The sequence below is a fragment of the Zunongwangia sp. HGR-M22 genome (genome assembly GCF_027594425.1).
Taxonomy (GTDB): domain Bacteria; phylum Bacteroidota; class Bacteroidia; order Flavobacteriales; family Flavobacteriaceae; genus Zunongwangia.
The window spans coordinates 1219549-1243629 of record NZ_CP115159.1 but is presented as its reverse complement, the minus strand read 5'-3'; the positions used below and the strand labels follow the sequence as shown (position 1 = coordinate 1243629).

The following is a 24081-nucleotide window of genomic DNA, read 5'->3' as shown; positions in this document are numbered from 1 at the left end:
TAAATTAGAGTAATTATTGATTATTATTCGATTCATTTTCAGGCCATAAAATTGCTTTAATAGTTGGTGATTTCTTAAAGTACACCTGTATGGCTTCAGCAATTTCATTCTTACTTAGGGAATCTATCCATTCCTTGTAATGGGTAACGGCCTCCCAATTTGGAAAATGGTTGAAATAGTGTTCCCGTATTGCTTTTGTCCAATAGGTATTTCGCTGCTTTAGCAAATCATCCATTTTCTTTAGGTTCGTTTTTATTTTTAAAAGTTCTTCCTCCGAAAAATTTCCTGCAGCCATAGCAGAAAGAATTTTTTCGGTTTCATCAATCAATTTATCTACATCTTTTGGTTCGCAAACAAAACTAATACTCTGTCTACTCAACGTTAGGGGTTGTTTAGTAGAGCTTGCCGAAACCGAAACGCTATACACGGCTCCCATTTCTTCCCTAAGCTTTTTTAGTAAACGATTTCTTATCAGGTTTTTAACCACTTGATTCAAAAGGTCAGTCTCGGGCAAAGATTTCAGAATAGTATTCTGCTGATAAATCAATGATACGGTCGCTTTTGGACTATCACCATCTTTTTGTTCTACCACAACATCATCTTTCAAGACATGACTTGGCTGATATCGGTATTTAGTAGCTGCTTTTCCTTTAGGTAAAGTACCTATGTATTGCAAAACATCGGATTTAAGATCTTCGAAAGGCTGATCTGATATGAGACTAATATTATAATCTTTGGCATTACCAAAAAACTGATGGTACGTATCTATAATTTTCGAAGCATCCAACTCAGATTCGATCTCTTCTGCTTTCAATTTTCTGGTGACATAGTCTTCCCCCTTTAAAGCTTTTTTTATTTTTTCACCAAATAAGTCTCCTGGTTTCGATATTTCATTTTGTTTGGCTTCGATTGTTCGTGATTTAATTTCTTCGAAAATTTTCTCATCCATCCTGGGAGCCGTCCATTTTAAATACAAAAGTTGAAATACTGTTTTTTGATCTCTTTTATCGGCGCTGGCATAAAAACCCGTTCTGGTTTTATCTGCTAGTAATGTAGCCTTAGCACTATTCCCGGCAAGAAACTGACTTAAGGCATCTCTGGTAAAATCACCATAACCACTAAGAGAAATTACAGGAGCCGCATAAAGTCCGGTGATATAATCTCGTTCTTTAAGTGCGTAATATCCGCCTTTTCTGAACCCACTAATTATAATTGCATTTTTATCCAGGTCAGTCTGTTTATAAATTAATTTCACTCCATTAGACAGTAAATATTCTGTAGCATCAACTTCAGGAATATACTTTTTCGAGGTAATTTTACCTGGATCAGGTATTGTAGAGAGTAGGTTTTCTGGTACATCTAAATTTCTTTCGTAAGTTTGAATCTCACTATCTTCAAAATTTAAATACTTAAAAAATTCCGATACTTTCGGTAAAATCTGTTCATCCGCTTTATTTGCAGTCAAAATGTATTTTGTTTGTTCCGGTTTTCTTATCTGTTTCAAGTAGTTTAATAAACTTAAGGAATCAACAGATTTTAAACTTTTTTGGGTTAATTCGAACTCTTTTTCCGGGGTCACTATAGCGTTTCCATAGAAAAATTTCTGATACATTTCCTTAATCATTTTTCCTGAAGACGGCTGCTCTTTATTTTCAGCGTTATTTCGTAATTGTTGTAGCAGTTGTTTTTTAATCTTCGAAATCTCCATGGAAGTAAAGCCGTATTGAAAGATTTGCTCCACATCATACCAGTACTGTTCCAATCCTTTAGCGACCGAATCCTTCTGAAGCTTTACTGTATACATAAGTGCAGCTTTCACGGGGAAGTAATTTCCCAGGCTTATACTTGCTCCTTCGTAAGCAGGATTCAAGAAAGACTTATTATCCAGACGTTCCTGAAATAGATCATTAAGCAGATTTTTTTGAAGAAAGAAATAAAACTCATTTTCAGTTTTAATATCTCTAAAGGGTTCTAATAACTGAACACCTGTGAGTTCAATTTTCTTGGTTCCCTCATCAGTTATCACGGTATACTCAAATTCTTCGAAATCATTTATGGGATAAGAAGTATCTGTGATATTCTTAGAAGGGATATCCTTAAAGTTTGTCTTAATTTGTTTGAGCACATCATCAGTATCAAAATCACCAGCGACTGCTATAGCCATTAAAGAAGGATCGTACCATGAATTATAAAAATCAAGAATATCTTTCCTATTGAAGTTTCTCAACGTGGTGGTATCACCGATTACTTTTCTATGGCTATACCTGGAATCATTCAATAACAGCTCTAAAAAAGCTTCATTTGTTTTCTGACTAGCGTTTTGTTTAGAGAGCCATTCAGAAAGTACCACTCCCCTTTCCTTCTCAATTTCAAGACTATCTAAACTTATTCCTTCTATCCAATCTTTTATAATAACCAGCGTAGAGTCAACGACACTTTTCTGTTTTGTTGGAATTTTTAATTTATAGATAGTTTCCCCGTAGCTAGTATGAGCATTAAGATCATGACCAAATTTAGCTCCATTACGTTCCAGAAAATCAATTAGAGTATTCCCCGGGAAGTGTTTAGATCCATTAAAAGCCATATGCTCCATGAAATGAGCAAGTCCTCTTTGCTTATTGCTTTCCTGAAGTGAGCCTGCCTTTAGAAACATCTGAAATTCTGCCTGTCCCTTTACTCTATCGGTTTTGTATAAAAAGTACTGTAAACCATTATCTAATTTTCCCGAAATCAGATTAGAATCCTCCTCTAGTTGTTGACCGAGAATAACAGTGGGGTACAGTAAAAAAATGAAGATTAATTGTGTAAAATATCGCATTTAAGGGTTTACTTTTTGTATTAGAAATGCACTTTGATTTTTTGCTGGGCCTGGCAACCCTATGGCAACATTATCAATATTTGTATTTTCTATTGTGATGGTTATTGTGTTGTCCAAGCTTTCATCTAGTTCACGTTCCAGCCATCTTATTTGAATAGGTCTTTGATATACTCCTGATGGAAAACGTAGCGGATTTTCAGTAGTAATAACCTGATAATCTCTACCTTCCTTAAGTCCATTTCCAGGCTCAATTCTATAGTTCACCATAAGATCTTTATTAGTGGCAGGTGTACTATAGTAGATATAGTAAGTAGCAATATCCTTTCTATTGGAATTTACAGTGATAATATTAGACTCATTTTGCATGATATGTACATACGCATCTTGAAAGTCTTCTATATTATCTTTATTACAGCCTATCAATGAAACTATACCCATTGCATAAACAACTATAAAAAAGAACTTTAAAGCACATTTAGTAACCTTCATTTTGTATAATATTTTCGTTAGCATTAATTTCCCTTAAAGGAATGGGCAGCGCAAAAAGGTGGCTGGGATAGGCTAATTCTTTGACATTGGAAGGGGTGTTTTCATCCCTGTTCAGGTTGTGGTGCCATCTGGTAATATCAAAAAGTCGCTGCCCTTCAAAATTTAGTTCCTTTATTCTTTCTTTTTCTAAAACCGCTAGTAATTCATCTTTGGTATTTAGATTAATTTCTAAGCTATCCTTCGGGACACCTAAAGCCCTTGATTGAATTTGGATAATATCTTCTTTCGCCGCCACGAAATCATTCAATTCTATGGCTGCTTCAGCATGTATCAATAAAATTTCAGAAGCTCTTAAAACATAAAGGTCACTTCCATATTCCGTCTGATTAACATCGGGACGAGAATATTTCAATGTTTGATAAGTACCCGATTTCTCACGTAATAAATCCAGTCTTACATCAGATGTATCAGAAAACACATCTATTAATTTTGATGAAGCCGTAGCGACAGGATCGGCGGTTGCATAAAATAATCCTACACTTGATTTTTTTTGTTCACCGCTCAACATAAAAATAGCCTCAGCTCCAGGTTCTAAGGTTCTGAACATTTCGACATATTCATCATGGACTGTTAACTTCATAGTACTTAATACAATATTTGCTTGCTCACTTGCACTCTCCCATTCATTCATATAAAGAAAAATCTTTGAAAGTAAAGATCTCGAAGCCATTTCAGATCCTCTATAAGGCATAAGTTCCGTTTCCGGGAATTCCGAAAAAAGATCAATTGACTCCTGTAAATCGGTAATGATTTGATCATATACGATAGCTGTTGTATTTCTGGCATTCAACTCATTTTCTGCCGGTGTTAAAGTAAGAGCTGGAATACCAATATGAGATGCATCCTCAGTATAAGTATAAGTTTGTGCATACGTTCTTACTAAATCAAAATGAATCAAGGCTCTTAAAAACAAAGCTTCAGCTCTAATTATTCGCAAATCATCGGAACTGTTTGGGAATTTTTCCAACAAAACAGGTTGGTATTCGAGTATATTATTCACATTAGCCAAGGCTTCATAACCTTTTGCCCAAATATGTCCAACTGCTGTTGCTTCCTGATCTGGTTCAGAGACAAAATTATATTGCGAAAACATTTTTACATTTTCTCCTATAGCACTTAGCTGTAATAAATCACCAGCAACCTCCGGATAGAGATAAAATTCAGAATCATAATACTCATATACCCGGCTATAGCTTCCAATAATAGCTGACGTTATACCATCAACATCAGAAAAAAACACAGGGATTGAAGCTCGACCAGCATTATCTCCTTCAAGAAAATTCTCACATCCTGAAAATAACAGAAGGTTGAAAAATACAATTGCGCCAAATTTTAAATTTCTTAGCATAATTCTTTTTTAAAATTGAATATTTGCCCCTAAAGAAATCATGGTCTCTAGTGGATATCCACTCATGTTATTTCGATAGGAGTTTTTATTATTATTATCATATGGTGTCCAGAGCCCCAGGTTATCTCCAATTAGGGACAACCCAAATTGCTGAACACCTAATTCTTGCGTTATTTTATCTGGAAAAAAATAATTTAACGCTACGTTTTGCAATCTAATATTGGTTTTATTAAAGAGATATCTAGTAGAGTTCATAGTCGATCGCGTACTTACTCCCCACATTAATTGCGGAATAGAAACAACATCTCCAGGACGTTGCCATCTGTTTAACTGATCAATAGATTGATTTCCATCCATAATATTTAAACCATCAGAATTCACATCCCTTCCAAAGGGGCTGAAAGAATAACCTCCAATTGTATATGATGCTTGAATTGATAAGCTAAAGTCTTTATATTTGAAAGTGTTTCTCAAACTTCCATATACTTCTGGTGTCGAACTTTTATATTTCACCCTATTATTGGCACTATACTGTCTGGTTACGTTGCCTTCAGTGTCATACCACAATGGATATCCATCTCTGGGATCAACTCCTGCCCATCGAATTAGATAGAAAGTATTTATATCAGCTCCCTCTTCCCATCTTGTTGTATTATTATTTTTAGGTATATTATTGTATAATTCTAGAATTTTGTTTTCATTTCTTGAAGCGATTAGTGTGGTATTCCATTGAAACTGATCGGTTATTATATTTTGAGTTCTGATCGTTGCTTCCAAACCTTTATTTTCAATAGAACCAACATTCCTAAAAATTTTTAATGCTCCGATAGTCCTACTTACATCTAACTGGCTCAACAAATCAACTGTTTTATTTCGATAGCCTTCCAGAGCCAGATTAATTCGCTGATTAAATAATCCTAAATCCAAACCTAGATTGGCCATGTAAGTAGTTTCCCAACTTAGATTAGGATTTGCAGGGGTAGTCATAGTAGCTCCTGGCTTACCATTATAATAATAACTATCCCCAATATCATATACCCCATTCGATTCCTGTGAACCTATACGGCTGTTTCCATTACTTCCGTAAGAAGCTTTAAGTTTCAAGAAATTAACAATTTCGCTTTCAAAGAAGTCCTCATTATGAATATTCCATGATACCCCAGCTGATGCGAATTCAGCCCAGCGAACATTTTTTCCGAAATTAGAATTTCCATCCCGTCGAAAACTCAAGCTAGCATTGTATCGATCATTATAATTGTAGGACATTTGAGCCAAATAAGAGAGGCTATTTCGCTCATAATAATTACCGGATCCAAATCTATCTTCAGCCAGAGAAACTCTTCTTAGATAGTCATTAACAAATCCTGTACCTCTTGCACCTGTAAAATTATTTTCGGAAGAATTCATTTCAAATCCTACTACTCCACTAATATGATGCTTATTTAATTGTTTCTGAAAATTCAGTCTATGAATCATTGTCCAGTTCAAAAAATTGGATTGGTTACTATAGGCCTCACCAAGCGGGTTACCATTAGCATCCTTACCTGACCAATTTTTGATTGACCTATAGATCTCCTCTGTGTTGCTCTGATAATCCACTCCAAACTGTCCTGTATATTTTAATGCTTCGATTGGAGTATAAGAGAATTTGAAATTTCCCTGAAAAGCAAAAGCTTTTTGATTATTATCATTTTGTTCCCGCTCTGCTAAAGAATTATAGAATCTCTTATCTACCCATTTTGGAGAACCATCAGGGTTACTACCTTCAATAACACTATAATATTGTCTAAAAGTCCCATCAGGATTATATGGTGAAATTATTGGAAGATTTTCATAGTAATCAGATCCCGGATTAAATATTTGGTTCAGGTTATAGGAAGCCGACAACGAAAGATCTATATCCATCTTAGAAGTGATCTGGGCAGTATTACGGGTACGTAAAGCGAAACGCTGTGTATCATTACCAACCACTGTACTTTCATCGTTGAAATAAGAACCTGAAATATAATATGTCCCCTTTTCATTCCCTCCTTTTGCCGATATATTCAATAATGAATTACTCCCTATATCATAGAATGTATCGTACCAATCGGTATTTGTGGTACTATATTGGTTAGATTCATTATCTGTAAAAGGAAAATACCGCATATCATTCCCAGCATTTTCAAAAGACTCACGAGCTAAATCCAAATATTGATTTCCATCGAGTACTTTAAAACGAGTAGCATCATTAATGAGTGATTGTCCTCTGCGAAGCGATACATCAAATTGCAATTTACCGCTCGATCCTCTTTTAGTTGTAATAAGAATAACACCATTAGCCCCATCTGCACCATATATAGAGGTGGCTGCAGCATCCTTCAAAACTCTGATACTTTCAATATCTTGGGGGTTGATGTACGAAAGAGGACTTACGCTAGTGCTAAGCCCAGTAATCATATTAGTTTTTCCTCCCGTATGCATTCTGGTTCCATCGATTATCCAAAGAGGCTCATTAGAAGCGCCCAATGATGCTTCTCCCCGAATAGTTACTGAATACCTTGATCTAGTACTACTCGCGCTTTGACTTTGCGGGTTATACTGTAAACCTGGTACGATCCCATCCAACATCTTATCGATTCTTTGCTGAGGCAAACTTTTTAGTTGCTCAGCCTCAACTGTATAGCTACTGCTAACTTCGTTTTCTTTTTTCACCTTGGTCCCATAGCTACTAGTAATGATCACCTCTGACAATTGTGATCCAATCTTCATTTTCACATCAAATTGAGATTTAGTACCCACCAGTATTTGTTGTTCTTTATAACCAATAAAACTAAAAACAAGAGTATCGCTTGGCATCGTTCTTATATTAAACTCGCCATCCATATTCGTAACGGTACCCCGGCTGCTTCCTTTAACGATCACATTAACCCCGGGGAGCAAAAAATTTTCTTCATCTTTTACTACCCCCTTTACATTCTTTTGTTGCTGAATTAAGTTGATACTTGAATCAGGCCTATTTTCCTGAGCTGTTTTTTTACGTATAATAATTTGACTTTTGAATCTTTTAAAAATCAAATTATCGTTAGGAATAATTTGATTAAGAAGGCTAATGATTTCTATATCTTCAACATTGACATCAACCTTTCTTTTAATATCAAAATCATCTATACTATAAACGAAGCGATAATCAGTTTCCTTCTCAATTCTGTCAAACAAATCCTGAATACTGATTTGTTTAGCTTTGATTGTTATAGATTGATTTTGAAGTTCTTTCGAGTAAGCGTTATTACTGGTCATAAAAGAAAAGACCAGTACAAAAACACCAACTATTTTACCAAGAATTTGAACAATAGTCGTCCAATCTACTTTAGAAAGTAGAGATTTTTTCATATTTTTATTTTTTATTATTTTGCTTGCTACAAGCATTTTACCAATAGGGAATGAGCCACCATTCCCTATTTTTCTTTGATTGTCACCAGATTATTATTAATTGTATATTTAAATCCATAGATTTCACTTAAATATTTCATGACTTCATCTATAGGTTGATCTCCAAAATTAGCATTTAGCGTTTTAGATTCAATTTCCTTATAATTATTATCAATTTGTATATTAAAATGCCGTTCTAACTTTGTCAGTAAGTGCTTTACCTCCACATTTCTATAAACTAAGTTATCGAACCTCCAGGCCACATAATTCTGCACATTATCTTCTTTCGTTTGGATTCCTTTATCTTCTTTGCTATAATTTCCAACAAACCCTGGACTTAAAATCTTAGCATATTCATCGGTATTATTCTGTTGATTAAACATTTTTACAGCACCTTCCAATAAGGCTACGGCGATATTCTTATTTTCCTGATAAGCATTAATATCAAATTTTGTCCCCAGGACCTGTACATTCAGTTCATCCGTTTTTACTATAAAAGGCTTTTGTACATCATGGGCGATATCAAAAAAGGCCTCACCTTTCAGTTCTACCATTCTTTCTTCAGATTTGGAGAAGTTTATCGGGTAGGTTAACGATGAACCAGAATTCAGATGAACGATGGAACCATCAGAAAGGGCTACCTGAAAAGTTTTGCCAAACGGCACGCGAATAGTATTGTTTCCTAAAATCTTCGAATTTTTGTCATATCGTATTAAATTCCCCTGTGTGATCCTAATAGTATCACCTGCAGAGGAAATTATTTTAGTTGACTTAAGCGTATCCAAAATTAATTGCTCACCATTCTGCTGCTCTAAAACAACATGCTCAGAGGAAAAACTATTGCTCGTATTGTTCTCATTCTTCCATTGATTCCACAGACTGCCCCCTATAAATAAACCTATAAAGATAGCGGCAGCACTAAAAATTTTACGCCGCGTCCATCTTTTCCTAAAAACTTTCTCTTTATGGGCATGTTTCAAAATATTTTGAAAAACTATTTCCGATGTTTCTTTAGAAATAGTATTATTTCTCTTTTCTTCCAGGAGATGATCGGAAAGCTCTGATTCCTTCAGGTAATTTGCACAAGCAGGATCTTGAAGTAATTCAAAAAATTCATCAAACTCTTCCCTTGAGCAGGAATTATTGAGATATTTTTCTAATAGATATGTAAACCTTGCGTTCTTATTCATTTATTAACAGCTTCATTAATAATACAATCAAAAAAGAGATAAGGGTGATCGAGGAAAGAATATTTTTTAAAAAAAATTAAAAGAAATCATACAACTAATTAAAAATCAATTGTTTAATTAGTTAAAAAAATATAAAAAAAAGTAAAAAAATAAGGTCTATATCTGTATTTTTTGAAAAATATTCTCTTATACTCTGGAGTGCTTTTTTTATCTGAGTTTTTACAGTATTGATAGATATATCCAATTCCTCACTAATTTCTTGATAAGATTTTCCTTCTTCTCGTGACAATAAGAATATTTTTTTTCGCCCGGAGGGTAATGAAGCAATTGCTTTATTCTTCAGCTCTTCATATTCCTTACTAAGAATATATTCATTCGTAGTACTTCTTTGCGTTTCTAAATTTTCGTAGATCTTATTTCTAAAATTTAAATCGGTAGCTGCTTTATTTAAGATATTTAGCGAGAGATTTTTGGTGATCGTAAGAATAAAAGACTTAAAACTTTTAGTCTCATCTATGGCATCGCGAGTTATCCATATTTTCATGAAGACGTCCTGAACTACTTCCATCGCATGATCCTTTGATTTAAGTAAACTCAAGGAAAAATGGTATACATCCAATAGATATTTATCGTATAATCTATTAAAAGCTTTTTCATTTCCCTTTTTCAATTGGAAAATTAAAAATTTATCATCCTCAGCATCATAGCTCATTTGCTCTTCTTTAATACCAAAACTTTTCAATATTACTAATTTTCATAAAGTTGAGTTGCACTATGCGAATGATTCCCTTATAATTTATTGAATATGTTTTTTTTGGTTTAAAAATTAAATATATTTTAAATATACTAGGATATTATTTAAAAATTAATTTTATTATTTCAACCTAATTACTTCATCATTTTCTAAAAATTTTAAAATTTAAAGCTGTTTTATTTTAATATTATCGTTTATCAGCACTCTCATTATTAAAAGATATCAGATTAAATAGCTCTCTCATTCGGCTACGTACCCGATTGCCATAACGGTCTTCAAGTTCTGCTGCGTTAAGGTTCGTTGTGGCATATGTTTTTAAACGTCCTTTTGTATGTATAAAAAGCTCGTATCTGGAAAGTAACACCTCGCCCATCACGTTAGCATCTTTTCCATAAAATCGTCCAAAAGGTTCGAGCCCCAGATCATCAAAACAAAAACTTCCTGAATCCCCGTACTCCTGTACGGTTTTAAAACCCAAATGATTGAAACTAAATACAACATTTCGTGAGGGAATCATTTCGTAAGGCATTTTTTTCGGAACGATATAGCGCAATACTTTCATTAAGCTGGTTTTTCCACATCCCACAGGACCACTGAGCAATATTCCTTTTTTAAGAATTATATTATAGCGCTTACAGGATTTTTGATCGTTGATAAAATAGGCGCATAGTTTTCGGATCAAGGGACGATCTTTTTTATAGATTTTAAAATCCTCACCGTATAGCATTTTTCCTTTTACTTCCAAATATTGAAGTATTCTATAGAAATCATAATGTATGGTGGATCCATCAAAATCACCCAGGCTATAGGTTACGCCATTTTCCACAATATTAGAGGGGTTGTTCATAATTTTTATTTTTCGAGGTTTTCAAATAATCAGGTTGTTCCTTTTTTTCTTTTCGCCAGCGATAACAGCGGTTCATCCATTTTTCGGCGGCTCTTTTCCAATCAGTGATAAAAATCCCTTTGGCTGTTTTCCAGTGTTCTTTCTGGTAATAAGCATAGTATTTTTCTGCTTCTTCCAATGGCCAGTTTTGAGTTTTAAAAAACTTATAAATTTCATTTTCAACGGGGGTGGTCGTACTGTTTATGTTTGTTATCGTTTTATGTTTATTATTGTTTATATAAGGTTCGTCTACTGGTTCATATTTGGGATAGTAGTGTTCTGCTACTTGTTCCAATATGGGATCCCTGTGATCTTGTACTGGTTTGCTACTTGTCCTAAAAGTGAACATCTTCACGCGGCTCCCCTGATAAGGATTATGCGAAGGCATATATTCCAGATAGCCAAAACAATCCAGTTCGCGGATGCAGCGATGATACCCGGATCTGGATCGAACCTTGGAAGATCGCATCAGTTGTTGCCGATTGATAAAGAGTTCTTCCGGGAATCTTGCTGCATTCCATTCCTGAAATAGCGCCATATAAAGGCTAATATGCGATGGATTCAGGCGTTCATCTTCCAAAAACTGCTGGTACACCAGTTGAAGGTGTCGGATATAGTTCATTTGGAAAAACCGGTATTACGGTGGATACGGTGGGCATCCATTGCCTTTTGGATATCTGCAGCTTCATAATAGATCAGCCCTTTGATTTTCACGAATGGCAAAGTACCATTGATCCGAAGCTGCTGTAAAGTTCCGGGGCTGATTTGCAAGAGATCCATGACCTCCGAAGATTTGAGATATTTTTTAAGTGTTCCTCCTTCTCTTTTTTTCATTAACTCGCGGAGTTCTTTGAACAGTTGTCGTTTAAACTCCCGGAGATCATCAGTTGTAAGAATTGTTGCTGGCATAAGTTTAAGTTTTAAAAAATCCCACCGTCTATTTTAAAGATCTTCACATCAAAACGGTGGGATAGGTTGATTTGACTTTCATTACAAAGCTGAAAAGAACAATTAGAAATCTTTCGTAGTACGAAGCGCACTACGATAAAATTTAACATTATAGCAAATGATACTAAATGTGTTTGTTCAATAACTAAACTAGGCTAAAACATCACTAAAATCTCTCATAATAGAAAAAACGCATCTATAGAAATAATTTGCGATAATTATCGTAGTACGAAAGAATTTAATATTCAAATGATTATGAACGACTAGTTAATTTTGGGCTCTTAATAAAAAGCTTCCACTAGAAGAAATCCGCGTATTTTAGCCTTCTAAATCCCCTATGATCCATGAGTACTATTCAAAAGATCAAAAAATCAAAGCATTTTTAGCGGTGCACCCCGATGCCACCGTGAGAAACGAATTTCATTTTCCAGAGCATCAATATCAGCATAAGAGCATTACTTTTAGAGAGTTATGATGAATTGGAATTTTTTAGTGATCATATAGAGGCTTATGATTTAATTTCGAGCAGTAAATATGAGGCTTTGTTCTCCAAGCATGTAAACTTATCTATACGCAGCCAGCCAAAATTGAATTTCTATACCGAACCTCCGATGAATTAGTTTACTAAAGGAGCCTTATAAAAAAACTCAAAATTTAAACTTTAATCGCAATAATTTCTTAAGGTTTGCTGGTATCGCGCTTCGATAGCATTTTCTGCTTTATCTTCCAGGTTCGCTGTAAATCTTGATTGACAAATTTCCTTTTTTATGACTTAAAATGAAATAACTTCAAAGGCTTTTCAAATTTTCATAACTTCCAACTACCGTGCATAAAGATTTTAAAAAACAGTAAAGCCAGTTAAAAAAACTGGCTTTACTAAGTGACACAAAAGTAAATTCTAATAAAATAACAATCTGGACAGAACAGGTAAATGATCCGATGGAAATGGCTCCAATAATACCTGATGATTTATACTTCGTAATCCTTTTCCTGCGTACAATATATAATCAATTGTTTTTGAAGGAGAATTTGAGGGTGAAGTAAAAGCACATTGATTTTTACAGGTCGAAGTAAATTCTTCGAATATAAACTCCATAGAAGCACTTGAAGGCACCACATTAAAATCCCCGGTTAAGATCGTAGAAATATCATTCTGAGAAAGATGATTTCTAATAGCTTTGACCTGGTCAAGATTATTCGTCTCATTGGTATAATCCAGGTGCGTATTTCCAAAGCGCAGCTTTAAACTATCATTCAAATGTACCGTAGCAAGGGATAAAGATCGAGGTTCTGCATTTTCAGGATTTGGCAAGGCTAGCGTAAGGGTATCCGAGATAGGAAATTTTGAAAGAATCGCTGTTCCATAAGCGCCACCTTGAAAATCAATAGATTTTGAAAAATACCAATATGTGAATCCAGCCAATTCTGCCAAAGAGCGCGCCATATGCAATTGCTTCCCCGAACGTTCGGTATAAACATCTACTTCCTGCAAACCTACCACATCTGCTTTACTCTGTTTTAGAACGTCAGCTATGGCATTTAAATTTATAATATCAGATTGAGAAGGTGGATTTGAATGATGAATATTATAGCTTAGAACTTTAATTTCAGTGTTCATATCGCTAAGATTTCCATCTTCATTGATCTCATCCGGACTACTATCATGACAACTATATACTAGTAATATACATGCCAACAATTTTGATACAAATTTCATACTAAAGTTCCTTTATCCTAATATTACGAAACCAAATTTCGCTTCCATGATCCTGTAGACCTATAAGTCCTGTTTTGGATTGTCCGTAATGTGGATAGTTCTTCCATTTTCCTTCAGATTTTCTTCTTTTCCAATCTTCCGTCCATGGCCTAAAACTCAGGGTTTTCTTTCCATTTAGCCAATAGGTAACTTCATTGGCTGTAAATCTGATTGTAGAGGTATTCCACTCACCCGTTTTCTTCAAGTCCTTTTCCTCAAATTTAGGATTATACATGGCATAATCTGCACCTATCGATTGCCAGGGTTCCAACTTTTGAGGAAAACCTACCTGATCTATAATTTGATATTCAGGAGCAGTATAATATGGTGCTTTATAAGCATCAGCTTCTAAGATGTGATAGAATATACCGCTATTTCCACCTTTGGATAATTTCCATTCTAATTGAAGTTCAAAATTATCAAACTCTTTTGATGCAAAGACAATATCACCGCCAATATCCGCTCCTTCTCCACTGGAATAAAGCTCTCCGTCTTTTATAGACCATCCCTGGGGTAATTTTTTCTCTGTAGAATTATACCCTCTCCAATGGTGCTGATGTTCTTCATCCAGTAGATTTATCCATTGCTTTGAATCATTTAAATCTGCTGTATCACTTTCAAAATCATTAGTTATTGCAGAAGCTTTAACTCCGTTTTTTTGTTCCTTTTCGTTATTATTTTTACATGCACCTAGTGTTATGATACTTAGACACATGATTAATCCACTTATTCTCATTAGTTTATTTTTATATTATTTTCATTTTTTCAGGATCCCAGCCTAAAATTTTATTTTCCAAATAACTTTGATTACAAAGCAAAGCAGGAGCTGCGGCACGAAAACCAAACTCCGGATCTTCTATAAGAGTATTTCCATTCCTAATGGCCTCAAAGAAATTGGAAAAATGATCATAATGTGCTCCCTTATATCCTTTCTCTGCTTCATAAATTATTTCTGGTGGCGGAAGCATTTTTTTTCGTTGCTCGGAGGTCACAACCTGGCCGGATTTTTCTTTTGAAAATGGATCATCCATGGATATCGGCTCGTTCTTTCTAAGCACCACCCGGTCCCATTCAATATCCATAGCTCCTTTATCCCCTACTAGCCGTAGATATGTATTTCCACTAGTTCCGTCTACAAAATTGCATCTTAATGATAAATTAAATCCTGGATGCTTTTTTGTTGATGGATAATCAAACATTCCAAGTAATACATCGGGCACTTCCCTTCCATCTTTCCAAAACCGTAATCCTCCCATCGCAGCTATTTTGGTGGGGCCTAAAGAATTTGTTATAAAATGAAGGCTTGAAAACAAATGAACGAATAGATCTCCCGCCATACCAGTTCCATAGTCCAGATAATTTCTCCATCGAAAGAAACGAACGGGGTCGAATGAATGATTTGGTGCCTCTTCAATAAACCGTTTCCAGTCAATATTATCCGGTGAAGCATCTTCGGGTATAGGGTATTGCCATGCTCCAATAGGAGAATTTCGCGCCCAAAACCCTTCCGCATAATTCAGATTTCCGATAACGCCTTCTTCAAGCAATTCCTTAGCTTTTTCATTTCCCAATGAAGATAATCCCTGGCTTCCCACCTGATACATCTTTCCTGATGTTTTCCAGGCTTCTACCAGCTCATTTCCTTCATTTATACTATGAAGCATGGGCTTTTCACAATACACATGTTTATCGGCTTTTAAAGCATCAACACTAATTTTCTTATGAAGGTGATCTGGTGTAGCAATAATTACGGCATCTATATCCTCATTTTGCAGAAGCACATTATAATCTGTAGTGGTCAAGATAGTATTTCCCCACAATGACTTTGCCTTCTTTAGCCTTTCATGATATAAATCACAAACTGCAATCAAACTAATTTCCGGAACCTTTAAAGCCGTTCTCACATCTGATATTCCCATACCACCTGCTCCAATTAAGCCAATTTTAATCGGTGTTTTTCCTTTTACCCGGAATTGATGATTTGGAATTACTAAAGTTTGCCGATTCATTGATTTTTCTCTTGAATGGATCAGCTGCGTAGAAGCTCCGGCCGCACCTAAAACCCCTAAGTCTCTTATAAACTTTCGTCTATTATTTTTCATTTTATTAAGTTTAAATTGTTAGCTTACCAACCCGGGTTTTGTTCCAAATCGGGATTTCTTTCTAATTGAGGTAGCGGTACCGGCCATAAATAATGTCTCTCCGGATCGAAAGTTCTTCCTGTATGAGCTATCAAAAATCCATTACTATCGGTTCGAAGATTGGATGCTGCTTCCGGGTTTGGCAACCAATTAATATTAGTTCCCTTTACATCCTCTCCTAAAACATCTGCTATTCTCCAACGTTTTAAATCAAAATAGCGTTGTCCTTCAAGTGCCAGTTCTATTCTGCGTTCTCTACGAATTTCATCCTCTAAGTTTAATCCATTCTGTTCTATTTTCTGGATATTCATAGGGATCATACCTACTCGTGCTCTCAACAAGTTGACAGTATTATCCACATCTTTTTGAGTTAAGGTACCCAGTTCAAGCTTGGCTTCGGCGTAAGTCAACAATACTTCTGCATATCGTAGAAGATGAATATCATTATCATCCCTGTTATAAGTAGCTACAGCATCAACATCAGCATACTTAGTGAAATAATAACCTGTTAAGGTCACCGCCCCCCGTCGATCGGACTGAAATTTAGGTACTTCAAAAATTTCAGGATTATCATTCTCCTCCCGACCATCATAGCGACCTCCCCAAAGACTACCGGGCTCAAGGATTGTTTGGGTCATCCTGGGATCTCTGTTTTCAAAAACATCTTCGTAGGAACTTATATCATATAGTGGTGATTTTTCAATAGGCAGTCCATCTGCCATAAGGTAATCATCAATTAAAGATTTGGTAGGATTCCATCGAATGACCTGATCTGGCACTTGAATTTCACGACTTAAATTATGCATCGCAACGTCAGATAAAGCCAATCTAGCAATAATAGTTTCCCGGTTATTACCGACAGATAATTTTCCTCGATCGGTAAAAAGAGCATTATAATTTTCCTCCGGATTATCGATATCAAACAATTCGTATACCCCCATTTCCATCACTCTACGTGCAGCATCTTCTGCTACATCATATCTTTCATTATATAAAGCTATACGCGCTTTTAAAGCAAGAGCAGCACCTCGGTTCATTCTCCCTAAGTTCTCTCCTGTTGGAATTTCAATTGGTAGCGCTTCTGCAGCTACTTCTAAATCTTCCATAAGAAAATCAACAACCTGTTCTTTCGGAGTTCTGGCGACCATTAATTCATCAATATTCAAGGTTTGGGTCACCAGAGGAACATCTCCCCAGAAATTAACCAGGTAACTATACATTAAAGCTCGTACTACACGAACCTCTCCGGCCAATCTTTCAGCCAGTTCTGGATTGACATTTGCCTTATGATAATTTTCCAAAAAAGCATTAGCCTGGCGTACTCCGCGGTATTGAGTGGTCCACTCTGTATTAATTGTATTTTGATCGGGACCGTAGTTACCACTGCCAATTTGCTGATATTGTGTACTTGATGGCCATAAGGTATTATCACCCATATTTTCCATATCTACAGTATTCTTCGCTTTTACATTCGCATATAATGCATTGGCAGCTAAAATCAATTGTTCTTCATTCTCCCAAAAATTAGCATTGGTCAATTGATCCTGAGGAGGACGTTCTAAAAAGTCATCATTGCAGGAAACAAAGAAGGAAATGAAAGTCAGAAAAAATATTTTTTTAATCATGACGATATTGTTATTGTAAATTAATATTCAGGCCTAAAACAAAAGTTTTTAATTGCGGATAAAAGCTCCCACTACTTACCGGGGATTCAGGATCATTTCCATCGAAATAATTGGTTATGGTTAATAAATTATCCGCAGAAACGTATGCCCTTAACTTATTGATTCTAAATTTTCGAGTTAATGAAACCGGTAATGTATATCCTAATTGAACATTCTTTAAACGTATATAGGATGCATCTTCCAACCAATGAGTTGATAAGCGCTGATTATAAGATTGCTGATAGGTTAATCGAGGATAACTTGCGCCGGTATTTTGAGGTGTCCACCGATCTAAATGTATATCCTGAGGCATAGCACTTTCCGTAATGAATGCGTGACGCGCGGGACCTGTCAGAAGTCCATCGACTTTCCCTACCCCTTGAAAGAAAAAACTGAAATCTATCGCTTTATAATTCATTCCGCCGCGAAACCCGAAAGTAAACCTTGGAATATGACTACCAATAACCTTACGATCATTTACCAGATCCACTTCTCCATCTCCATTTAGATCACTGTAAATCAAATCTCCGGGCTGAACAGGATCTCCTTCAATAACCGGAAAATTCGGTGTATAGGTATCGGTTGCCGCATCATATGTAAAATCAGATTCCTGAGCGATTCTTTCCGCAACTAACCCGTAAAATGCATCGAGAGGTTCGCCTATCATTCTAACACGATCTCCGACCGTTGGCTCTGTTCCCCCCAGATCGGTGACCTGATTTTTTACATCAGAAAAATTTATATTAAAATTATAATGAAAATCTTTAATCTGATCCTGCCATCCTAATTGTATTTCCCAACCTTTATTTTCTACAGCTCCAGCATTTTGATAGGGATAATCCGGACCGCCAAATACATCAGGTATTGGTAATCTAAGTAGAATATTATCAGTTTTATTCACAAAATAGTCACCGGTAATATTAAGCCTTCTATCAAAAAAAGCCAAATCCATTCCAATGTCCAATTTCTCTGCAGATTCCCAAGTTAAGAGTTCATTACCTACACTTGTCTGACGGTATCCAATGGTTAATTGATTCCCAATAGGCATCGTACTAACCGGTCCTAAAATATCCAGGTAAGCCAAATCGGCAATACGATCATTTCCCTGGGCACCGTAGGAAAATCTTATCTTACCGAAATCCAAAACCTTTGTGTTTTCAAAAAAGCTTTCCTTTGTAAAAACCCAACCAGCAGAAGCAGCTGAAAATAAATCCCAACGAACATCATCCGAAAATCTTGAAGAGCCGTCATATCTAAAATCCAGTTCTAAAAGGTATTTATCATTGAAGCCATAATTGAATCGGCCAAAAACCGATCTTAAAGCATTTTCGGCATGTCCTCCGCTGTTCAGTTGATTTTCGGTACCAAGATTTATGTGTCCATTTGAAGAGGAAGCAACATTAGTTCTGGAAGCATTTAAATCATCATTGATTGTTTCCTCCTGGGAAGCCCCTGCTAACAGCTTAATTGCGTGCTTCTCTAAAGTTTTCTCATATTCCGCCGTCCCGATTAAGGTCTTATAGATTCCCTTATAACTACTTGTAGTAATTCTATTGGGATATCCCGTTTGCCATAATAAGTCTCCGGTTTCCGGACTATAATAATTGATGGTTTTTTCAAAAACATTTCTTCTCGAATTATATTTTACATGTCCATATCTTGCTTTCAATTTAAAATCATCAGTGATATTAAGAATAGCTTCTATATTTCCAGTAAATTCTTCCGAGTCAAAATCATTGGTGCCAGCGTCATTTGCGACCGCTACCGGATTGCTTGATCCTCCAATATATCCCCAACCTCCATCAGTATTTCTTACCGGCACCAAAGGTATAATAGTGAGCGCATTATAAAGTGGCCCCGTACCATTGGAAGAGCCTGTATATGTTCTATCAATATAACCTATATTGGCATTGATATCAAGACGGTCAAAAACTGTTGTATTCAACTTTAACCGCACGTTATGACGTTGAGATTTAAAGTTATCACCAATAACCAACCCACCTTCCTTCAAATAGCCATAGGATAAATAATAGTTAACATTATCCTTTCCTCCATTAACTGTGAGGTTGTGGTTTTCCTGTGGTGCGTAATCTTCATAGACCTCTTCGATCCAATTGGTATTGGCATAGTTATTTGGATCACTTCCATTCCTTGCAATTTGAATTTCCTCCTCGGTATAAGTTGGATTTCTACCCACATTTATCTGGGATTCATTAAGTAATTCCATGTACTCTGGAGAACCCAAACGAGTTGGTAATGCGGTAGGATTTTGAAAACCATAATAAAAGTCATAAGTCAGGTTTGGAGCGCCGGTGTTTCCTTTTTTTGTAGTTATAAGAATCACCCCGTTTGCTCCCCGAACTCCATAAATCGATGAGGAGGCTGCATCTTTTAATACTGAAATACTTTCAATGTCTCTAGGATTTAAAATATTCATGTTCCCTCCAGGAATACCATCAATTACAACCAAAGGATTCGAATTTCCCCAGGTACCAATACCTCGAATTCGAATACTGCCTGCATTATTTCCGGGGGTGCCTGAAGCACCGGTAATGGTTACGCCCGGCATCAATCCCTGTAAGCCTGAATTTATATTGGTTATCGGTCTACTTTCAAGATCTTCTTTAGTAACCTGGGAGACGGCTCCGGTTAAATTTGCTTTTTTTTGCGTTCCATACCCGACAACCAACACTTCGTCCAATGAATTCTGATCAATTGTCAGACTTACATTTACCACGTTACTTCCTTTTAATTCAATTTCTTTTGTGACATAACCTACATAAGAAAATTCAAGAATCGCATTCGGATTACTAACCTCAATATTAAAATTACCTTCAAAGTCCGTTACTACGCCATTTTGAGTTTCTTTTTCTCTAATTGTAACCCCTGGAAGTGGTAAATTTTGGTGATCGAGGACATTTCCATGAATAGAATTCTGTTCTAATTCTGTTTTTTTATCTTTTTTTACGGGCAAAAGATAAATTTGACTTCCTACAATCTTGATTTCTAACTTAAGTTCATCCTTTATTTTCTTTAAAAATTTATCCAATCTATATTTACCTGCAGGTAGATCGAGCAATCCCTGTAAATCAATTTCATCGGTATAGGCAAAACTGGCAGGTATTTGTTTTTCTATTTCACCAATAATATCCAGGAGCCTATTTGTAGAAATTTGAATCTCATATTTTTCCGGATCCAAAGTTTGGCTTGCATAGCCATAATTTATCCCGTTACATAGAACAAGGCCAGTAAAAAGGATAATAAATTTTTGCATTACAAAATTCTTCATAATTTTGTTTTAATTGTTTTTTGAGGGGAGTTTAAAGCCGCCAAGCATAATACTCCTCTCTTCTTTTTAAAATTTAATTTTAACGAGTTTGAATTTTTAATTCCTGCGATTTCACGTCTATTTCATATTGATAGGGGGTTAAAAGGGTTAAACCATCGACTATTTCATAAATACTTGTTGTTCCACTATAGCTTGCTGTTATTTTTTTCTGAAGATTTAGAGAAGTCTCATTTGGTACCACAAGCGTAAGATTATATCGCGCGCTTATACTGTCAAGAGCTGCATCCAGTGTTATATTTTCAAAAATCAATTTTTTGGGGCTCCAATATCCTTTATCGGAAAATGCTTTGATTCCTTTTTTTATTTTCCCAGGTAGTATTTCAAGGTAGGTGTTCGCTTTTAGATCCACATTATCAAAACCGGTATTGGAACTCACCCGCACGCTTCCTTCCTTAACGGCTACTTTCTGTAGTATTTTATTCCTATTACTAACGGAAAATTTCGTACCGGTCACCAATACTTCGTGCTGATCGAAATCAACTATAAACGGTTTATTTGCATTGCGTTTAACATTAAAAAAAGCTGCTCCATCAAGTTCTATTTTCCTGGAAGTAGTAAAACTTTTATGATAAAAAAGCTTTGAATGGCTATCAAGCCATATTGTGGAACTGTCGGGTAGGATAAAGTATTCAGGAGAATCTTTTGTCTGAAAGCTTAGCCGGCTATTATTTAATATAGGATAATAGTATAGTGTCAAAAAAGCAGTACCAATCAGAATCGCTATCACGGCAGCAATCCTAAGCCATGGGAATCCTGATTTATGAACATTTCTATTTACAACCCGATAAATTTCATTTTTGATCCTGCTTTTATGGTCTTCATCCTTAAAAACATTGGATTTATTCCTATCAAACAGGAAATTTTCAAAGTCTTCAATGTATTTGTATTCCTTTTCACTAGATTCCTTTTTCAGGAACTTAGTAATAATTGATTTAAAAGATTTCTCATTCATGCGATGGTGCGTTTACTCTTAAATACCTTTCGGTAAATAGAACTCACACCAATAATCTGACACTTAAAATTTTGTTAACAGCAGATAGGATAGCTTAACAATTAATTAAATCAGGTATAATGAAAATATAACAAATGCTAATTCATGTCCTTTCAGATCGACACGTAATTTTTTTAAAGCAATAGAGATTTGATTTTCAACACTTCTTTTGGATATATTTAAGGACTGCGCTATCTCATCATTTGTATAGCCTTCCATCCTACTCATTTTAAATATAGCTTTACAGCGCTCCGGTAAATTGTTAATAGCATCTTCCAGAATTTTCCCTAACAATTTATCTTTTTCTAATCCATCTATAGAAAATTCGTCTTCCTGGATGAATTGATCAAGAGCTTCAACATGCACCTTATTGAATTTTGTATTTCGCAAGTAATTCAGGGATTTGTACTTGGCAGCCTGAAAAAGATAGGCACGTATATTTATGGGAGAGATCGTTGTTTTACGATTCCAATAATCTATCCAAATTTCCTGAAGTATATCCTTGGCTGCATGTTCATCCATAACAATGCTTTGCGTATGCCTGTATAATGGCTCCCACAGCGAATCGAACAATTTCTTATAAGCCAGAGTACTTCCATTTTTTACCTGGGAGGCTAATAAATTAAAATCATTTATTTGGATCGATTTCATTGGCAACAAATAAAATAAAATCTCTCAAAATCCATATTAAGGATTTGTAAACTTCAAGTAATGAATTAGCATTCCGGGCTAAAGGAGATATAGATTACCAATAAGTTAATATTATAGTTCCCTCACCTACCATCCTCCGCTTCCATCTTTAATTGAAATTTAATTCCCAGTTCATCCAGATATTTGGTTTTACTTCCTTTACGAGCTTTAATTTCCATATACGTCTTGGAAATATTATCCAACCGAATATTGAACACCTCTTCCAGGGCATGGGTGATTGTATTGAGATCAGATTTACCATAATTAAAAGCTTCGTTATTATGCAGCGCATAGATGAGTTCTACCAGAGCCGTTTTACTATTGGTCCAGACCAGCACCCGATGCTTTTTATCAATCGAAAATTCCAGGTCTTTCCCGTGGAGTTTTTGGAGTTGTTCCCGCAGGTAATGAATATAGCGATATACTGCTTGAATTTTTGCCCAAAGCAGATCATGAGAGGTTGTAAAATCCGGATCGAAATACTGGTTTTCTGTAGGATCCATAGGAAACTTTTCGATTCCACGACGGGTAAAGAAAGTATGATCCAAATACGTGTAGCCCTGTTCCATATAGTAAGTAAAGTCCGTATTTTTCGCGAAGAATTTATTGACTTTTCTCATCTCTTTTTCCAGAAATCGGATTTTATATTGTTTTCCGGCCTTAGGTTTATGGAGCTCACAGCTACGGACGTAAGTATAATAAATTAAGTAGCTCATGGGTTGAGGTTTGATTTCTTTAAAGAAATGGATTTCTTCCGGTACACTTTCGAAGTCTTCTTCCTCCACCTGACTTTTCAATTCTATCAGTATTTCCCGACAAAACTGAATCATTTCAATGGAGTGTTTCAAATAATCCTGGGTGCCTTGCTGTTCTTTCCTCACCTCATCATGAAATCTCTGCAGTATCATTTCAAACATGACATAAGCATTTAAAAATTAGACATTCATCCTATTGTTTAACATTAAAAAAAGGAAATCATAAAGTATATAAAAAGTTTGGGCAAACGTTTAAAATAACCTGTCCGAACTAATAAATTGACCTAATTAGAATATTTTTTAGACCTAACAGATAATAAGAAGTAGGGATATCAAAATCGGTTAAATAAATAAAATTTATATATTTATGAAGGAATTTTCTCTCACCCAGGTATTAAAACACATTAAATACTGTTTTTAAATCCATGAATTATGCGGAAGGAGACGAAGTATACGGAAATGTGGATTAATGATGGAATTTTATATTTTAAATACAAACCGATTCCAGAAATTAATCTCCGAAAAGCAAAGGTTATTGTTGCTCAAAGATTGTTGTTTCAGAATGAAAAACTATATCCTATTTTATGCGATATGCGCAAAATAGGTAACATCACCGATGAGGCCATGTCATTTTTAGCCAGTGATGGCACTGTGATGATAAAAGCTTTAGCCATTATTGCACACTCCTCTTATGAGCATTATATGGGGAAAATTTTTATCGATTTTCATCACCCCCATATTCCTACCAAGTTATGTTTCAAGCAGCATGAAGCAATAGAATTTCTTAAGCCTTTTAGGTAATAAGTTTATTTCTCTAATCGCAAAATATCA

General features: G+C 35.4%; 18 protein-coding genes. 1 reads left to right on the top strand and 17 read right to left on the bottom strand.

Translation table 11 applies throughout. The features are described from left to right. Positions 1-13: 13 nt before the first annotated feature. From PBT91_RS05480 to PBT91_RS05400, 17 genes are all read right to left on the bottom strand, one after another. The gene (locus tag PBT91_RS05480) at positions 14-2818 is read right to left on the bottom strand and encodes a M16 family metallopeptidase (RefSeq protein WP_270060776.1); all 2805 of its coding nucleotides are present in this window, start codon (positions 2816-2818) and stop codon (positions 14-16) included. Then, on the bottom strand, positions 2819-3307 hold the full coding sequence (locus PBT91_RS05475) for a hypothetical protein (protein WP_270060775.1): 489 nt from the start codon (positions 3305-3307) through the stop codon (positions 2819-2821). Then, complete coding sequence (locus PBT91_RS05470) at positions 3294-4715, bottom strand: RagB/SusD family nutrient uptake outer membrane protein (protein ID WP_270060774.1); 1422 nt, start codon at positions 4713-4715, stop codon at positions 3294-3296. Before PBT91_RS05470 ends, PBT91_RS05475 begins: the two co-directional genes overlap by 14 nt. Before the next feature lie 9 nt (positions 4716-4724). After that, a complete protein-coding gene (locus PBT91_RS05465; RefSeq protein WP_270060773.1) occupies positions 4725-8087 on the bottom strand; it encodes a SusC/RagA family TonB-linked outer membrane protein in 3363 nt (1120 codons plus the stop codon). Between the two features lie 65 nt (positions 8088-8152). Next, on the bottom strand, positions 8153-9316 hold the full coding sequence (locus tag PBT91_RS05460; protein ID WP_270060772.1) for a FecR family protein: 1164 nt from the start codon (positions 9314-9316) through the stop codon (positions 8153-8155). 121 nt (positions 9317-9437) lie between these two features. Continuing rightward, entirely contained in the window at positions 9438-10058 is a 621-nt protein-coding gene (locus PBT91_RS05455; RefSeq protein WP_270060771.1) for an RNA polymerase sigma factor, read from the bottom strand. 199 nt (positions 10059-10257) lie between these two features. Beyond that, positions 10258-10917 (bottom strand): ATPase, encoded by a 660-nt coding sequence (locus tag PBT91_RS05450; RefSeq protein WP_270060770.1) that lies wholly within the window; start codon positions 10915-10917, stop codon positions 10258-10260. Continuing rightward, positions 10901-11578: a hypothetical protein gene (locus PBT91_RS05445; protein ID WP_270060769.1), complete on the bottom strand. Its 678-nt coding sequence runs from the start codon at positions 11576-11578 to the stop codon at positions 10901-10903. Before PBT91_RS05445 ends, PBT91_RS05450 begins: the two co-directional genes overlap by 17 nt. Next, positions 11575-11865 (bottom strand): helix-turn-helix domain-containing protein, encoded by a 291-nt coding sequence (locus PBT91_RS05440; RefSeq protein WP_270060768.1) that lies wholly within the window; start codon positions 11863-11865, stop codon positions 11575-11577. The genes PBT91_RS05445 and PBT91_RS05440 overlap by 4 nt, the downstream gene beginning before the upstream one ends. A 937-nt stretch (positions 11866-12802) precedes the next feature. Continuing rightward, on the bottom strand, positions 12803-13621 hold the full coding sequence (locus PBT91_RS05435) for an endonuclease/exonuclease/phosphatase family protein (RefSeq protein WP_270060767.1): 819 nt from the start codon (positions 13619-13621) through the stop codon (positions 12803-12805). 1 nt (position 13622) lies between these two features. Further along, entirely contained in the window at positions 13623-14396 is a 774-nt protein-coding gene (locus PBT91_RS05430; protein WP_270060766.1) for a 3-keto-disaccharide hydrolase, read from the bottom strand. Between the two features lie 10 nt (positions 14397-14406). Then, positions 14407-15762: a Gfo/Idh/MocA family protein gene (locus tag PBT91_RS05425; RefSeq protein ID WP_270060765.1), complete on the bottom strand. Its 1356-nt coding sequence runs from the start codon at positions 15760-15762 to the stop codon at positions 14407-14409. Between the two features lie 23 nt (positions 15763-15785). Then, positions 15786-17426, bottom strand: a complete 1641-nt coding sequence (locus PBT91_RS05420) for a RagB/SusD family nutrient uptake outer membrane protein (RefSeq protein ID WP_270060764.1) — start codon at positions 17424-17426, stop codon at positions 15786-15788. A 10-nt stretch (positions 17427-17436) separates the two neighbouring features. Beyond that, positions 17437-20754 carry a SusC/RagA family TonB-linked outer membrane protein gene (locus PBT91_RS05415; RefSeq protein ID WP_270060763.1) on the bottom strand — a complete coding sequence of 1106 codons (3318 nt, stop codon included), beginning with the start codon at positions 20752-20754 and terminating at the stop codon, positions 17437-17439. 79 nt (positions 20755-20833) lie between these two features. Next, on the bottom strand, positions 20834-21766 hold the full coding sequence (locus PBT91_RS05410; RefSeq protein ID WP_270060762.1) for a FecR family protein: 933 nt from the start codon (positions 21764-21766) through the stop codon (positions 20834-20836). Between the two features lie 105 nt (positions 21767-21871). Beyond that, positions 21872-22456, bottom strand: coding sequence for an RNA polymerase sigma-70 factor (locus tag PBT91_RS05405; RefSeq protein ID WP_270060761.1), 585 nt, complete (start codon positions 22454-22456; stop codon positions 21872-21874). Between the two features lie 122 nt (positions 22457-22578). Next, complete coding sequence (locus PBT91_RS05400; RefSeq protein ID WP_270060760.1) at positions 22579-23325, bottom strand: RteC domain-containing protein; 747 nt, start codon at positions 23323-23325, stop codon at positions 22579-22581. A 357-nt stretch (positions 23326-23682) separates the two neighbouring features. On the opposite strand from PBT91_RS05400, the gene PBT91_RS05395 reads away from it, so the two are divergent. Beyond that, a complete protein-coding gene (locus PBT91_RS05395; protein WP_270060759.1) occupies positions 23683-24051 on the top strand; it encodes a DUF7793 family protein in 369 nt (122 codons plus the stop codon). The last annotated feature ends 30 nt before the right edge of the window (positions 24052-24081 follow it).

What these genes read in the sequence shown, in the direction of transcription:
- PBT91_RS05475 (WP_270060775.1), bottom strand. Translation starts at nt 3,307, where the DNA reads ATGAAGGTTACTAAATGTGCTTTAAAGTTCTTTTTTATAGTTGTTTAT.
- PBT91_RS05420 (WP_270060764.1), bottom strand. Translation starts at nt 17,426, where the DNA reads ATGATTAAAAAAATATTTTTTCTGACTTTCATTTCCTTCTTTGTTTCC.
- PBT91_RS05450 (WP_270060770.1), bottom strand. Translation starts at nt 10,917, where the DNA reads ATGAACAACCCCTCTAATATTGTGGAAAATGGCGTAACCTATAGCCTG.
- PBT91_RS05470 (WP_270060774.1), bottom strand. Translation starts at nt 4,715, where the DNA reads ATGCTAAGAAATTTAAAATTTGGCGCAATTGTATTTTTCAACCTTCTG.
- PBT91_RS05480 (WP_270060776.1), bottom strand. Translation starts at nt 2,818, where the DNA reads ATGCGATATTTTACACAATTAATCTTCATTTTTTTACTGTACCCCACT.
- PBT91_RS05410 (WP_270060762.1), bottom strand. Translation starts at nt 21,766, where the DNA reads ATGAATGAGAAATCTTTTAAATCAATTATTACTAAGTTCCTGAAAAAG.
- PBT91_RS05400 (WP_270060760.1), bottom strand. Translation starts at nt 23,325, where the DNA reads ATGATTCAGTTTTGTCGGGAAATACTGATAGAATTGAAAAGTCAGGTG.
- PBT91_RS05465 (WP_270060773.1), bottom strand. Translation starts at nt 8,087, where the DNA reads ATGAAAAAATCTCTACTTTCTAAAGTAGATTGGACGACTATTGTTCAA.
- PBT91_RS05405 (WP_270060761.1), bottom strand. Translation starts at nt 22,456, where the DNA reads ATGAAATCGATCCAAATAAATGATTTTAATTTATTAGCCTCCCAGGTA.
- PBT91_RS05425 (WP_270060765.1), bottom strand. Translation starts at nt 15,762, where the DNA reads ATGAAAAATAATAGACGAAAGTTTATAAGAGACTTAGGGGTTTTAGGT.
- PBT91_RS05395 (WP_270060759.1), top strand. Translation starts at nt 23,683, where the DNA reads ATGCGGAAGGAGACGAAGTATACGGAAATGTGGATTAATGATGGAATT.
- PBT91_RS05430 (WP_270060766.1), bottom strand. Translation starts at nt 14,396, where the DNA reads ATGAGAATAAGTGGATTAATCATGTGTCTAAGTATCATAACACTAGGT.
- PBT91_RS05460 (WP_270060772.1), bottom strand. Translation starts at nt 9,316, where the DNA reads ATGAATAAGAACGCAAGGTTTACATATCTATTAGAAAAATATCTCAAT.
- PBT91_RS05415 (WP_270060763.1), bottom strand. Translation starts at nt 20,754, where the DNA reads ATGAAGAATTTTGTAATGCAAAAATTTATTATCCTTTTTACTGGCCTT.
- PBT91_RS05435 (WP_270060767.1), bottom strand. Translation starts at nt 13,621, where the DNA reads ATGAAATTTGTATCAAAATTGTTGGCATGTATATTACTAGTATATAGT.
- PBT91_RS05445 (WP_270060769.1), bottom strand. Translation starts at nt 11,578, where the DNA reads ATGAACTATATCCGACACCTTCAACTGGTGTACCAGCAGTTTTTGGAA.
- PBT91_RS05440 (WP_270060768.1), bottom strand. Translation starts at nt 11,865, where the DNA reads ATGCCAGCAACAATTCTTACAACTGATGATCTCCGGGAGTTTAAACGA.